Genomic DNA, 14187 nt, shown 5'->3' with positions numbered 1-14187 from the left:
GAAAGAAGGCGTTTTTTATTGCGACTCAGCTTTCATAAGTCATGCCCGCCCGATAAGCGACATAAAGTTAAGGTAGGAATGGACAAGGTCCGATCGGGAGGTTCCGCGGAATGAAGCAATGGGCCATGAGCATACAAGTCGCACTGGTATTTATCGGGACCGTCGTCGGAGCCGGGTTCGCGTCCGGCAGGGAAGTGATGCAGTTTTTCACGCGATTCGGCTATTGGGGACCATATCTGATCATCGTGTCTACGATGTTTTTCGTATGGATCGGAGCTAAGGTGATGCTCCTGTCGGCCGAGATAAAAGCCAAATCTTACGAAGATCTGAATAAGCATTTGTTCGGGGAGCGAGGTGGACGCTGGATCAGTCATATCATGCTATTCGTCTTGCTCGGCGTGAACGCGGTCATGCTGGCGGGCGCCGGTTCCGTTTTCTCCGAGCAACTGAATCTCGGTTATCAAACCGGGTTGATCGTCACGATGTTCGCCTGCTTCATGCTGCTGCGCAAAGGAATGAACGCGATTCTTGCGATCAATACGATCGTCGTGCCGATGATGATCATATTTTCGATATTCCTGGTCTATAAGACGCTGCAGAACCCGCTGACGGATCAATGGTTGAGAGCGCCTAACGAGCTTTCTCCTTGGGCGGCATGGCTATCTCCCTTTCTATACGCCGCGTTTAACCTGTCGATGTCTCAAGCCGTCCTCGTTCCGCTCGGATCGACGATCGGCGATCGCCGTAGCTTGCTGCGAGGCGCTTGGATAGGCGGGATCGGCATCGGCGTGCTGTTGCTGGCTGGCCATTTCGCGCTCGCTTCGCGAATGCCGGGCATCGCGCAATTCGATATTCCGATGGGCGGTATCGCCAGAGAACTCGGCACATGGCTTCATTGGGTTTATGTCTTATTGATTTTCATGGAAATCTTCACGACGCTCGTCGCCGATATTTACGGACTTACGCTGCAATTGCACGTTAGAACGAAAGCTTCCCCTTGGATGCTTACGGCCGTGCTGCTATTGTTCTGTTTCCTTGCCGGTCAATTCGGCTTCGGCAAGCTGCTCTCGGCATTGTATCCGATGTTCGGCATGCTCAGCTTGGGGTGGTTGTTCCTGATCGGTCGAGACCGGGCTCTTACCAACAACAGTCCCAAACCGCCTAACCTCCAAGCGTAACCATTCTTGAATCGGGTATTCCTTCCGTAAGCGTCCTGGCGGCATGCCCGTGACAAGTAAATAGAATAACTTGCCGGGATTCCGCCAGATTCTCCAAGACGGGCAGCGTCAGCTTCAAACGGCTCTCGTCGAAATGGACGAACAAATCGTCCAGGAGCAGCGGCAGCGGCTGTTCCGGAGAAGCCGCGCCGCATAATGCGAAACGCATGGCAAGATAAAGCTGCTCTTGGGTTCCGCGACTTAAAAATACGCTGTCCACCGTCCTCCGGTCTTTCGTCTCCGCGAAAAGCGACTTCGAATCTCCGGGAGCGACGATCCGCTCGTATTTGCCGCCGGTCATTTGCCGGAAATACCGAGAGGCCTGCCGGAGAACCTCCGGCTGCTTCTCTTCCTCGTAGACGGCTTTCGTCCGGACGATCAAGCGATCCGCCAGCGAAACAATCGCATAACGTTCTACCACCCGTTCCAACTGCGCTTGAAGATCGCTCAGCTTATGCCTTTTGTCTTCGGCTTCGGCTTCCTTGCGCAGCCGATCGAGCTCTTGCGCCAATCGGCCCCGCTTGTCCAGCAGTTCCGAACGTAGCGCTTCCTCGGCTGCGAGCGCTTCTTGACTCTGTTCCAGAAGCGCGGCAAGCGATGCCTCGTCGTGCTTGCCCAGCAGTTCGTACAACTCCGCCTGGGCGCCGAAGTCCCTTCCGGACTCGAGCCTTAATTGAATCTCCCGCGCTTCCTTACGCAGCGATGAACAACGCTCGTCAATGCGAATCCTCTGCTCGAACTCGGCTCCGGAAATAACCCCCGCCGTTCGCAACAGCTCCGCGATCCCGCGTTCGACTCTCGACCGATCTTCCGCTACCTCTTCGATAGATCGCTCCGCCATTTCGATGAGGCGATCGATATTTTGCGCTTCATCCATCGTTTTCAGTTGTTCGTCCGCTTCCCGATGCAGCCATTGTACGGCCAACATCGGGTCCGAGCGCATGCCCGGAGGCGGAGCGAAAGCTTCCGCGAACGGGGCAACGGCTTGCTCGAATTCCCGGATCGCCCCGTCCACAACGTTCAACCGTTCCGTTATGCGCTGGCGTTGGCGCAACGCTACCTGCCCCCGTTCCGTCGCACCCATTAGCTCCGGCAATACGTCCGGCATGAGGAACGCAGGAAGCTTGCGATCGCGGAGCCATTGTTGCCAGTTCTCCCGCAGCTCATGGATGCGTTCCCTCTGCTCCTTCGCATCAAGCTCGATGAGATCCTTTTCCTTAATCAACTCCTGGATTCGGCTCTGCAGTTCCTGTCCCTTAGATCTTCCGCGATCGATCTCTTCTAGCCGTTCTACCTGTTCGTATACGGCACTCCGAAGTCGCCGCCACGCTTCAACTTCCGTTTCCTGCAATCCCCGTTCGTCTAGCGATTGATTATCCGCTCTCGGATCTTCCAGCAGACTGGCTGTCGCCGTCTCGGGATGAGTGAGCAATCGGCCAAGTCGCTCGGTTAACTGGGCCTGAGCCTTGCGCGTATGAGCATAAGTCTCATTCGAAGGTTCGGTTTCGTCGCCCCGGACAGGGGGCCGGTTCTGTCGCCGCCATCCGTAGACGGCGAGGCAAACGGATAATAGCAATAGACTCGCGGAGAGCAGATAAGCCGCGGACGGGACGTTATCCCCTTGACTCAGTAGGATCGTTAGCGCGACTGCCGCCGCCGCGATAAGACCTGATACCGCGTACACGCCCTTCGCCGGTTCCTTGCGGTTCGTGTCCGAACGGGATAACCGGTCGCGGGCGGGTTTCGCGGTGTTAGCCCTGGCAAGCTCGTATTCCCGGCGGGCATCATCCGCTTGATGCCAGGCTTCGAATAGGGCGGGTTTCGTGCGCGGCACGAAAATACCGTCCGAACCGACATAATCCAAGGAAACGCCTGCCTCCCTTCCGATCGAACCGCTTTGCATATCCGACACCAACGCCCGCTCCTCGGCAAGAAGCACTTCGATCTGCCTATCAAGCTTGCGAAGCTCGGCCTGCAGCGCGCCCGTGGCTCTTTCCGCTTCCTCCCAAGTCTGGTTTAGTCTGCGCACCTGCTCCTTCTCGGCAGTTAACCCGCCGAAAGCAAGCAGTTCGGATTCCCCCCACTCCGCGGAGATTCCAGACAACGCATTCCGCACCGCCTCGTCCATCATCCTGCGCTCGGCTTCCAGTTCCGATCGCTCGTCCCGTTTGGCTGCAATCCCTTCGCGTATCGACTCAAGCCGCTGGAGTTCGGGAAGGGCGGCGACCCATTTTTCGTCCCATGCCAACTTCTCCCGCTGCATGCGCAAGGAAGCGAGAGACTCTCGCAACTCCGATAGCTTGAGTTCCCCGGCAGTTGTCGCGGCTTTCAATTCCGCCCATGCGATCGCGGTTTCTTCTTGCAAGAGAGGAGCGTCAGGATCCACCAAGCCCGATCTTAATTCAGAATCCTCGGCAAGCAGCACTTCCCGCTTCAGCCACCATTCGCGAAGCTCGTAAGCGCCCTGCAGCTTGGCCGCGCGTATTCTCAACTCGGGGAAAGCCTTCTCGATCCGAAGCAATTGGTCCTCAACCCGGGAGAGCTCATCTGTTGTTTCCCGATAATATTGCACATCGTCGCGGCTTTGGCGGATCGATGTTTCGATTTCCTTCATCCGTCCAAGCAGCCGGTTCATTTCCTGCGTCGACCCTTTGGGGCGATACAGCTTATCCAGCTCCGATCCGAGTTTGCGCCTGGCTGCAGTAATCGCCGAACCTCCTGCCAGCCCAGCATGATACAAATAATTGCCAAGCTCCTCCCCTTGCAGGGAACGAAGCTCGTGGAGCTCATTTAAAGACACGGCGAACAATTGGCGAAATAACCGCTCCGATACGCCCCCGAGCATCAGCCTTTCCCACTCCGGCTGCCCGATAATGCGTTCCACTCCCGTTTCGTCCCGAACTCTTAGCTCTCCACTCCGTTCTGCATGCCGTTCGATCCGCCACTGGCGGCCGGACTTGTCCGCCACGAGCAAGCTGCCGCCATGCCGGCCGCCTAATACAGGCTCCCCACGCTCCACGGGGTCCTTCCGAGTCGGAAATCCGTATAACATGCTGCGAACAAATCGAAGCAGCGTGCTTTTGCCCGCTTCGTTTAAGCCGTAGATGACGGTTAAGTTCGGCGTACGCCCGCCTGCGCGTTCGCCGGCAAGCTCAATTGCCAAATCTTGCAAAGCGCCATACCCGTCTACTCGCAGTTCTTTTATGTACATTCCGTGCCCTCCACCTCGACCGCTTAACCGGCGTCTTCATCGCGAAGCAACGCCGCGGACAGCTCCATCGCTTGCCGAATCCATAATTCACGCTCTCCATGAGACCTCGACTCCAGCCATTCGCGAATCTTAGGCTGCCTGCGCAAGCTCTCTGCGGCTTCGTCCAATAGTTCTTTCGACGATTCCGGCAGCAGCGCGGCCGATATGCCCCGTCTCAACAATTCGCCCAGAAACCCGTCTTCTTCCGCGGCTTGTTCGAGCTTTATCGATCCCTTCGTGCGGACAGCTATCGATTCCGGCCAGATCCAAGCTTCCGTCGATTCCGGCGGTTCAAGACATTCCCTAAGCTCTTCAAGCCACACCTCCGTCATTCCATCATCGAACAATCGCTCGTGCATAGCGCCCCGCCCTTCCAGACGAATTCGCGCCAGGACCGGTCGCCCTCCGGCTTGCCGCCGGGCCTCTTCAAGCTCCTCCAACATCAGATCGCGCAGTTCCTGCTCGCGCTCGATACCGTCTATCTCGACGGCAATCTCCTGCCACAGCACATCCGCAAGATCGTGAAAGCGCATGTCGACTTCTCCGGTCTCCGATACCGAGACCGCATAAGCGCCTTTACCGCCCGTCTCGCGAACGCTCCGTCCCTGGAGGTTGCCCGGGTACACGACATGCGGGTATTCGCGCAACGTTCGCCGGTCGTGAACATGGCCGAGTGCCCAATAATCGAACCCCACGGACGACAGCTCGTCCAGCTTGCAGGGTGCGTAATTATCATGCGCGGGATCTCCGTCCACGTTGGCGTGCAGCAACGCGATATGAAAAGGCGCTCCCTCCTTTTTCTTGAAGCGAAGCGCCAGATTGTCCGTAACGGCAGGAGTCGAATAGGAAATGCCGTATATATGGGCGGCTATCTCGCCGCTGTGGGTATGTGCGGTGTTGCATTCTACCTGTGACGTCCCGAATACGCGCACGCCCTGGGGCCATTCGAGCCGGGCACGCCGCCCACTTTCCGGATCGTGGTTGCCGTGAACGACGAACACTTGCGCCCCTTGCTCCGTCATTTCCCTCAAGGCACGCTCGAGCCTTAGCTGAGCGCGCAAGGAGCGGTCGGCCGCATCGAACAAATCGCCGGCGATCACGACGAAATCGACTTTCTCTCGGCCGACGAGTCCGCACAGATTCCTTAACGCCGCGAACGTTGACTCGCGCAGCCGGGCTTGCACGGCTTCAGGAGCTTTCGTCAGCCCCTTGAACGGACTGTCCAGATGCAAGTCGGCTGCATGGATAAAGGAAAAAGGAACGCCCACTTCGTTCACATCTCCCCTATACTGGTTTCTGATTCGGTACTCTTGTCGTAATAGCCATAGATGCTTTTCAATTCGTTGATCACGCGATTGAGAGAATACGCCTTTTTCGCCTTGTTCCACCCGGCGCGCGCCATCTCGTACCGAAAGTGCGGATCGTTGATCGCCGTCTCCAGCGCATCCGCCAAAGCCGTAGCATTCTCGGGGGGAACGAGCAAGCCGTTCACGCCGTCTTCAATCTGTTCCGCGATGCCGCCAACGTTCGTTCCGACGAGCGCGAGCAAACAAAGCGCCGCCTCGGCGAACACCGAACCGAACGCTTCCGCTCGGGATGGCAGCACGAAGATATCGAAGAAGGGAAGCAGCTCTTCCGGGTGCAGCATGTATCCGTAAAAAATCGTATCGTCATATATGCCCAACTCCTGCGACAACTGTTCGAGTTGTTCGCGGATCGGTCCGTCGCCGATAATGTGCAATACAAAATTCGCGTTCCGCTTGCGCAGCTCCGCGCAAGCCTGCAGCAAAACGTCCAGGCCTTTCGCCGGCACGAGCCGACATACGGAGACAAGCTGAGCGACTTCGTTCTCGTGGGGAACCGGTTTGAATCTTTTTTCATCATATCCGTTAGGAATGACGATCGTGCTGTCAGGTTCTTTCAAGTAAGTGCCGATATAATTAGCAAAGGAATTCGACACGGTCATCAGACGGTCTGTCCGATGCTCAAGTTCTCCGTAGATCGAAGTCAAGAACCGATGCTCGTGCCCCCCCTCTGCGATTCGTCCGTTCAGGATCAGTTCCCGCTCGTAACTGGAGTGCACCGTCATTAAGATGGGCGTATCGGGATAAATGTGGCTCATCGCTAAGGCGGCGATCGGGTGATGCGCATGGATCAGGTCGTAGCGCTGGTCCGATAAACGTAATCGCGTCCACCAAATATAGTCTTTGTACGTCTGAATATATTTGTCCACGATAGTATGGCCTGAATAAGACCGCCAATCGAAAGTGGCGAATTCGATCTCTTCGTTCCCTTTATTCCGGATGCGCTTCGGAAGCGAGAACATCTCCATCTCCCAGCCGATCTTGCGAAACCTCTCCCCAATATAGGGAACCATCGACGATACGCCGCCAGGCTGCTCCGGTGGAAAAAACAGCGCCTGCAATATGTTCATAGCGATTCCTCCTCGCTTGCTATGATCTTGCTGTATGATTGAAATTGAACTGATTAACGCTCTTCGTCTTTCAGAAAATATGATATATTAGAAACATATGTTCTGCAAGTTACATAGATTGCCCCAAAGGAGACTCCCATGTTCCTTATTACGTTAACGCCTGATAATTTCGGCCTTCTGTTCTCTTCGTCGATGGCCGTGGTCATCGTAGCTCTGATGCTGTTCATGTCCTATCGCCTATACGTCAGCAACCGCAAACTCGCTTATAGATCGCTGCTGACGTCGCTATCCTTCATTCTGATCCAACATCTGCTTCAGATGGCCATCTCGCTGGATCTGACGCCTTCGTCGCCGATTCTTGTTTTCATCGGAAAGCTTCTACAAGTATATGCGTTTATCGTCATTAATTTCGCCGTTTTCGAACTCTATCACCGTCGGCGTCCGCGAACCCGGCTTTGGTTTTACGGTTTGCTCGTCACCGGGCTGCTAGTTGCGGCGGGAGACCTCCTTCCGGGCATCTCCTCCGGCGACAAAGAATGGATGAACCGAATCCAATCGACTCCGGCTCTGGACGGATTTTTGTTGCTGCTTGGCCCGTTGTTCGTGCTGATGTTCGCCCCGCATATCGGTCAGCCGCGCAAATATATGACCAGCTTATGGATCGCGTTTACGATGCAGATCTTGGCCATCTCTTCCGTTTATTGGGCGCCCGAGGTCCACGTCTTCAAGACGATCTCGGGCCTGCTTCCCGTGTTTTACTATATTTTCCTCTTCTCCATTTTGTTCGAACGGGTCGTCGAGATTTTGCAATCGGTATATCGCTCCTCCATTACCGACGGGTTGACCAACCTGTATAATAGGCGGTATTTTATGGGTAGGTTGGACAAACTGATCGCGACGGGCCGATCGATCGGCGTCATCTTCTGCGACATCGACAACTTCAAGAAATTGAACGATACCCACGGGCATCATAAAGCCGACGGAGTGCTGAAACAAGTCTCCTCGATGATCATGGAAGAGACGGACGGCATCGGCCTCGCCGGACGATACGGCGGCGAAGAACTCGTCGCGTTTATCGTCGGACCGGCGTCGTCGGTAGCGCAAGTTGCCGAGAATATCCGCGCCCGGACGGAGAAGGAATCGATCGTCACGATCAGCGTCGGCTACAGCATGGTCTCCCCCGGAGAAACCGCGGAGTCGCTCATGAAGCAAGCCGATCAAGCGATGTACTACAGCAAGACGAACGGCAAAAATCGGGTAACCGCTTTCACCGCACTGGACCGCGGCGCCGCCTCTGGGCCCATTAAGCAACGCCGCCGTGGATAATAAGCTCAAGGAGTGAACTCGCATGCCTACTCTTCTACTGCTCTTCGAACTCAAACCTGAACAAATCGAGCAAATTCGCGACATAATACCGGACTGGACGATCGTGTCCGGCGATGCGGATTCGATTGCTGACGAGTATTTCTTAAACGCTGAAATCGTGCTCGGATGGAACTCGCGGATGGAAGCGGCACTCGATTCCGCCGCACGATTGAAGTGGGTGCAGACGAGTTCCGCCGGAGTGGATAAGCTTCCGCTCGACAAGCTTCGCGATCGCGGAATTTATTTGACAAGCGCAAGCGGCATTCATCCGGTATCGATGGCGGAAACGCTGTTCGCAATGCTTCTGGCCTTCAGCCGCAATCTGCATCATGCCATTCGCCAGCAAAGCAGGGGGCAGTGGAAAGCATCCGAGCGTTATCATCAGCTCGCCGGCAGAACGATGGGAATTATCGGAGTCGGCGTGATCGGAGAAGAAGTTGCCCGTCTCGGCAAAGCGTTCGGGATGCGGACCCTCGGCGTAAGGCGCAGCGCCAAACCGGTCGAAGCCGTCGATGAAATGTACGGAATGGAACAATTGGACTTCGTACTCGCGCAAAGCGATGTCATCGTCAACATTCTCCCGTATACGGAAGAAACCCATCACCTCTTCGATGCGGGCCGGTTCGATCGTATGCAGTCTCACGCTTTGTTTTTTAATATGGGACGCGGCGCTTCCGTCGATACTGATGCGTTGGTGGAGGCACTTGCGAATGGCGCGATCGGGGGAGCGGGTCTGGACGTATTCGAGACGGAACCCCTGCCCTCGGATCACCCGCTATGGACGATGGATAACGTCATCATTACGCCTCATATCGGAGGATGGACGAGCCAATACAAACAAAAGGTTACGGACATCTTCACGAGCAATCTGCGAAATTACGCAGCAGGGGAACGACCGGGTAGAAATCTCGTGGACTACGGACGGAATTATTGAAAAAGCAAGCCGGATGACCGGCTTGCTTTTTTCGTCAATATCGCGCCGCAAGCACTAAACGTTCGATCGCTTGCGCCACTCCGTCTTCGTTATTGGACGCGGTCACTTCGTTAGCTATCGCCTTCACCTCGGCCGGCGAGTTGTCCATGGCGATCCCCCACCCCGCGAAAGCGAGCATGCCCGTATCGTTATAATAATTGCCCATAGCGAGGATGTGCTCTCTATCGATTCCCTTCATCGCGGCCAGTCTTTCCAAAGCTTGCCCTTTGTTGGCTTGCAAATGCTGCACATCGATAAAATTATCCCCGCTTCGAATCGTCTGAAGTTCGTGCAGCCAGCCGCTCCATTCCTTCTCCACGTCATCCAGCACTTGCTTGGGCGCAAAAACGGACATTTTGACCAGATGTTCCGGCAAGCCCTCGTCGTTGCCCCGAATAACCGGCCGCGCCATCATTTTATGATACATTTGCGCCGCGTCTTCCTTCATTTCCTCGACGAACAGTTCAAACGCCGTATTCATGTCGTAATGAATTCCCCGTTCCTTGAAAAAGGAGATGTAACGTTGCGCCTGATCGTGCCCAATGGTCGTATCCTGCAGAACATTTCTTGTCTTGCTGTCGACGACGGCTGAGCCGTTGTGGGTAATCATCGTTCCCGCCAGGCCGAGCTCTTCCAATACGGGTAATGTACTCGTAGGGCCGCGGCCCGTGCATAGAACGATCTCTGCGCCTTGCTGCGCCGCCGCGCGAACCGCTTCCCTCACCCTTGGCGTAAGCTCATGATGATCATTAAGCAGCGTGCCGTCTACATCCAAAGCAATCAAACGAAATCTCATTCCTTCGCATCCTTCCGGTAGTTGTGCAGGCTTTCCGTTTCCTCGTCCGTCAGTTCGCGCCATTCTCCGGGCTTAAGTTCGGGATCCAGCTTCAGCGGCCCCATGGAGACGCGGCGGAGATAGAGCACTTTTTTGCCGACGGCTTCGAACATGCGCTTGACTTGATGGAACTTTCCTTCATGGATCGTCAATTCAATCCAGCTTAACGTCTTCTGCGGAATCGACGAGACATCTTCCGGTTCATGTCTTAGCACCGCCATCATCTCGTCGCCGTTTTCCTTGTCGCTAGCGGCAATGGTGCTCTCCGCTTCGCCTGCCTCGGCGGTAGCCAACACCCTCAATTGAGCCGGCATCGTCACATAACCGTCGTCGAGCTCGACGCCTTTGGAGAAGGCTGCTCCATCTTCGTCCCCTACGGCTCCCGCGACAAGCGCACGATACGTTTTGGGAACATGCTTGCGGGGGGACAGCAGTTCGTGAGACAGCTTCCCGTCGTTCGTGATCAGAAGCAATCCTTCCGTATCTTTATCCAACCGCCCTACCGGAAAAGGAGAGAAGACGCTGATCTCCTCGTCGAGCAGATCGATGACCGTTCGATCCCGATGGTCTTCCGTCGCGGAAATGACTCCGGCCGGTTTATGAAGCATGACGTACACGGTATCCCGATATCGAATCACCTCTCCGTCCAAAACAACCTCGTCCTCGGTCGGCCGAATTTGTTTGCCGTGGTCTTTGACGACGACTCCGTTAACCGTTACTGCACCCTGTTTGATTAGCAGCTTAATGCCGCTTCTCGTGCCGTAGCCTAGGTTTCCGAGCATTTTATCGAGTCGTATCGATGTTTTCATCCTTCACCCTGCTTTCTATTGCGACAGTTTCTTGTCATTGTGGACAAGCCTGTTTTGTTGAATAGCCTTATTAGGTATAATGTAAGAGAGTTTAGGGAACTTGTCCATCTTAACAAAATATTTTACCGTCCGAACTGGGGGAATCGTTAGTGAATGCCAAAAAATTGTCGATCTTCTTCGGAGCGCTCGCCGTGCTGATCGTCGCGCTAGTCGTATTAAACAACATGAAGCCGGACACCGTCTACGGCAAACCGGCGGATAAACTGTTCCCGGCTACCCGGGACATTCTTAAAGATCCGAACTACAACAACATCATGCTTCCCGACGAATTGAACAAGAAGATTGCAGACAAAGACAGCTTCTTCGTGTACTTCTTCGCTTCGGATTGCCCGCATTGCAGAGTTACGACACCGCAGCTTAAGCCTCTTGCGGATGATCTCGGGATTAATCTTCACCAGTTTAATCTGCGCGAATTCGGGGAATATTTCGACAAAATGAACATCGAAGCCACTCCGACGTTAGTTTACTTCAAAGATGGGGTAGAAAGCGAGCGGATGCAAGGCGGCTTAAAGGAATCGGAGACGACCTTGGGGTACTCCTTGGACGACTTCAAAGCTTTCTTCGAGAAGCATAAGCCGGAGGGCAATAGCTAATGAAGGCCAAATGGTTGCTCGCGCTGCCCGCGGCCGTTCTGGCCGGCGGCATTCTGCTCGTTGCATGCGGCGGAGGCGGCTCCAATGCCAGCGAACCGCATCGCCACGGCAACGAGATGTGGGAGCAGAAGGCATCTCTCGCGAACATGCCTTCCTTCCTCGACAAATACTCGGGACGCACGAGACATCTTTATTCCGTCGTCGGCAAATACGAGGAGATCATGAAAATGGTCAACTGTTACTGCGGCTGCATGAAGTATGAGGATGACCCTCACGGTTCCCTGTTCCGCTGTTATGTTGCGGAGCAGAATGAATCGGGCGTAACCTGGACCGATCACAGCGGTCAATGCGGCATTTGCACCGAGGAGTTGGTCAAGATCGAGGAATGGACCAAGCAAGGCAAATCGCACGATGAGATCCATCAGCTTATCGAAGACAACTTTAACCCTAACGCTTAAAAGAATGCGGTCCCGAACAAGCCTCGCGCAGGCGTTCGGGACCGCATTTTTTTGCTCGCCCGCAACTTATACCCGGCTGTCGTGACATTGGGGCGCTATTAGTACCGTCTGGCGGGCTTATCTCCGAAGAAACCACTTTTGTCTAGTAAGTAAGTTCGTCGCATGTACTTAAATTCGGCTGTCGTGACATTGGGGCGCTATTAGTACCGTCTGGCGGGCTTATCTCCGAAGAAACCACTTTTGTCTAGTAGATAAGTTCGTCGCATGTACTTAATTTCGTCTGTCGTGACATTGGACCCTTACAGCGGCGGATTCCTGAGGTTAAGACGTTCTAACGGTCTCCCGGACCCTTACAGCGACGTTTTCCCGAGGTTGAGGCGTTCTAACGGTCTCCCAGACCGTTACAGCGGCGGACTCCCGGGGTTGTGGCTTTCTAACGGTCTCCCGGACCGTTGCAGCGGCGCTTTCCCGAGGTTGAGACGTTCTAACGGTCTCCCAGACCGTTACAGCGGCGGATTCCCGAGGTTGAGACGTTCTAACGGTCTCCCAGACCGTTACAGCGGGGGATTCCCGAGGTTGAGACGTTCTAACGGTCTCCCAGACCGTTACAGCGGCGGATTCCCGAGGTTGAGACGTTCTAACGGTCTCCCAGACCGTTACAGTGGCGGATTCCCGGGGTTGAGGCTTTCTAACGGTCTGGCAGACCGTTACAGCGGCGTTTTCCCGAGGTTGGGACGTTCTAACGGTCTCCCGGACCGTTACAGCGGCGTTTTCCCGAGGTTGGGACGTTCTAACGGTCTCCCGGACCGTTACAGCGGCGTTTTCCCGAGGTTGAGACGTTCTAACGGTCTCCCAGACCGTTACAGCGGCGGATTCCCGGCTCTGGCACCATCTTACGGTCTCCCAGACCGTTACAGAGGCGTTTTCCCGGCTCCGGCACCAAATAACGGTCTGGCGGACCGTTAGATAAGGCTACCCTCGACTGCGATACGCACATGTTCGTCCAGAACGTTCAATCTGAAAGCCCGGAAAAGCGCATGGTCAGGCGCGGCAGCCAGCGCTTCCAGGCTGATCTCCAGCTCATCCCGCAAGCTCCGCAGATCAAGTCCCAGCATTTCATCCGGATAGCCGCCAAGCTTATCCAAGGAAGCTTTCATCAGTTTCACAGCGCCCGAGCGATTGCCGTTATCCCAGTGGTGCAAGCCGACCGCCGCCTGAAGCAGCCCCTGAAGCAAAGAACTGCGGCCGTTCTCCAGCCACAGTTCCTCCATCACTTCATGACATTCGAAATAATCCCGATCGCGGTTGAAATACGTCACGAAAGCGACGAAACGTTCGTCCTTTGCAACGTCGTTCAACCCGCTGGCTGGCCCCCCGCTGCCGCGCATGTTACTCGGGTCCGCCTTTTCCAGCGCGGTCTAGCGCCGCCTGGACTTCCAGGGACAGTTCCTTCAGTCCCCAAATATCGTCCTGCTCCCACAGCTCGTTGAACCGGCGCTGGAACTGGGCGGCTTCCCTGACTCGACGGAAAAAATACAGCTCCTGGATCTCGTTCAGCACCTGCCGCACGACGACGGAGCTTTCCTCGAAGTCCTGCTGCGCCTCAACGATCTCCTGTCGTATGCTCGACATCTCGTTATCGAGCGAGAAAGCTGCTTCCGCGGCATTGCGCAATCTCTCCCTGACGTGCGCAGGCAACTGATCGCGGTACTTATAGTTCAGCGAGTGCTCGATCGTCGCCCAGAAATTCATCGCCAGCGTGCGAATTTGAATTTCCGCAAGCACCGGCTTGGAGCCGAGAGACGTCTGAACGGGATATTCGACGATCAGATGATAACTTCTATATCCGCTTTCCTTATAGTTCGTAATATAATCCTTCTCGTAGACAAGCATTAAGTCCTTGCGGTGGCGAATCAATTCCGCGACGCGATGGATATCGTCCACGAATTGGCACATAATGCGGATTCCCGCGATATCTTCGATGCCCAGATCGATCCGGTCCAAGGGAACCGACAATCTCCGCGCCTTCTCCAGAATGCTCGAGACCCGTTTCACCCGTCCGGTGACGAACTCGATCGGCGCATATTCGTCTCTGGCTTTCATCTCCGCCCGCAGCGCCTTTAATTTAACCTTTAACTCCTCCACCGCCTGCTCGTATGGCAGCAAGAACTTTCCCCAGTCCATACCTTCCAT

At 55.2% G+C, this 14187-nt stretch carries 13 protein-coding genes; 6 read left to right on the top strand and 7 right to left on the bottom strand.

The window, feature by feature from the left end; genetic code table 11:
• Positions 1 to 110 precede the first annotated feature (110 nt).
• Positions 111 to 1178, top strand: coding sequence for a YkvI family membrane protein (locus FPZ45_RS00680; protein WP_144697291.1), 1068 nt, complete (start codon positions 111 to 113; stop codon positions 1176 to 1178).
• Here FPZ45_RS00680 and FPZ45_RS00675 read toward each other — a convergent pair.
• From FPZ45_RS00675 to FPZ45_RS00665, 3 genes are read right to left on the bottom strand one after another with little or no spacing between them, the layout of a single operon-like run.
• Positions 1162 to 4428, bottom strand: a complete 3267-nt coding sequence (locus FPZ45_RS00675) for an AAA family ATPase (RefSeq protein WP_144697288.1) — start codon at positions 4426 to 4428, stop codon at positions 1162 to 1164. The genes FPZ45_RS00680 and FPZ45_RS00675 overlap by 17 nt on opposite strands.
• 23 nt (positions 4429 to 4451) lie before the next feature.
• Positions 4452 to 5735, bottom strand: coding sequence for a metallophosphoesterase family protein (locus tag FPZ45_RS00670; protein WP_186438165.1), 1284 nt, complete (start codon positions 5733 to 5735; stop codon positions 4452 to 4454).
• 5 nt (positions 5736 to 5740) lie between these two features.
• Positions 5741 to 6901: a glycosyltransferase family 4 protein gene (locus tag FPZ45_RS00665; protein ID WP_144697282.1), complete on the bottom strand. Its 1161-nt coding sequence runs from the start codon at positions 6899 to 6901 to the stop codon at positions 5741 to 5743.
• A 138-nt stretch (positions 6902 to 7039) separates the two neighbouring features.
• Here FPZ45_RS00665 and FPZ45_RS00660 point away from each other — a divergent pair, with 138 nt between their 5' ends.
• Together FPZ45_RS00660 and FPZ45_RS00655 are read left to right on the top strand one after the other, a co-directional pair.
• Positions 7040 to 8227 carry a GGDEF domain-containing protein gene (locus FPZ45_RS00660; protein ID WP_144697279.1) on the top strand — a complete coding sequence of 396 codons (1188 nt, stop codon included), beginning with the start codon at positions 7040 to 7042 and terminating at the stop codon, positions 8225 to 8227.
• Between the two features lie 22 nt (positions 8228 to 8249).
• Positions 8250 to 9200: a D-2-hydroxyacid dehydrogenase gene (locus FPZ45_RS00655; RefSeq protein WP_144697276.1), complete on the top strand. Its 951-nt coding sequence runs from the start codon at positions 8250 to 8252 to the stop codon at positions 9198 to 9200.
• Between the two features lie 34 nt (positions 9201 to 9234).
• Here the strand turns inward: FPZ45_RS00655 and FPZ45_RS00650 are convergent, their stop codons facing one another.
• The gene (locus FPZ45_RS00650) at positions 9235 to 10035 is read right to left on the bottom strand and encodes a Cof-type HAD-IIB family hydrolase (RefSeq protein WP_144697273.1); all 801 of its coding nucleotides are present in this window, start codon (positions 10033 to 10035) and stop codon (positions 9235 to 9237) included.
• Complete coding sequence (locus FPZ45_RS00645; RefSeq protein ID WP_144697270.1) at positions 10032 to 10883, bottom strand: pseudouridine synthase; 852 nt, start codon at positions 10881 to 10883, stop codon at positions 10032 to 10034. The genes FPZ45_RS00650 and FPZ45_RS00645 overlap by 4 nt, the downstream gene beginning before the upstream one ends.
• Before the next feature lie 149 nt (positions 10884 to 11032).
• On the opposite strand from FPZ45_RS00645, the gene FPZ45_RS00640 reads away from it, so the two are divergent.
• The 3 genes from FPZ45_RS00640 (at position 11033) to FPZ45_RS00630 (ending at position 12960) form a co-directional block, all read left to right on the top strand.
• Positions 11033 to 11536, top strand: coding sequence for a thioredoxin family protein (locus FPZ45_RS00640; RefSeq protein ID WP_246120265.1), 504 nt, complete (start codon positions 11033 to 11035; stop codon positions 11534 to 11536).
• On the top strand, positions 11536 to 11994 hold the full coding sequence (locus FPZ45_RS00635) for a PCYCGC motif-containing (lipo)protein (RefSeq protein WP_144697268.1): 459 nt from the start codon (positions 11536 to 11538) through the stop codon (positions 11992 to 11994). Before FPZ45_RS00640 ends, FPZ45_RS00635 begins: the two co-directional genes overlap by 1 nt.
• 264 nt (positions 11995 to 12258) lie before the next feature.
• Positions 12259 to 12960 carry a hypothetical protein gene (locus tag FPZ45_RS00630; protein ID WP_144697265.1) on the top strand — a complete coding sequence of 234 codons (702 nt, stop codon included), beginning with the start codon at positions 12259 to 12261 and terminating at the stop codon, positions 12958 to 12960.
• Here FPZ45_RS00630 and FPZ45_RS00625 read toward each other — a convergent pair.
• Positions 12957 to 13382 (bottom strand): DUF309 domain-containing protein, encoded by a 426-nt coding sequence (locus FPZ45_RS00625; RefSeq protein WP_144697260.1) that lies wholly within the window; start codon positions 13380 to 13382, stop codon positions 12957 to 12959. The genes FPZ45_RS00630 and FPZ45_RS00625 overlap by 4 nt on opposite strands.
• Position 13383: 1 nt before the next feature.
• Entirely contained in the window at positions 13384 to 14187 is an 804-nt protein-coding gene (yjbM, locus tag FPZ45_RS00620; RefSeq protein ID WP_144697257.1) for a GTP diphosphokinase, read from the bottom strand.

The organism is Cohnella terricola (assembly GCF_007786475.1).
GTDB classification, from domain to species: domain Bacteria; phylum Bacillota; class Bacilli; order Paenibacillales; family Paenibacillaceae; genus Cohnella; species Cohnella terricola.
Note: the sequence above shows the minus strand (reverse complement) of the source record. Positions and strands in the feature narration are given on the sequence as shown.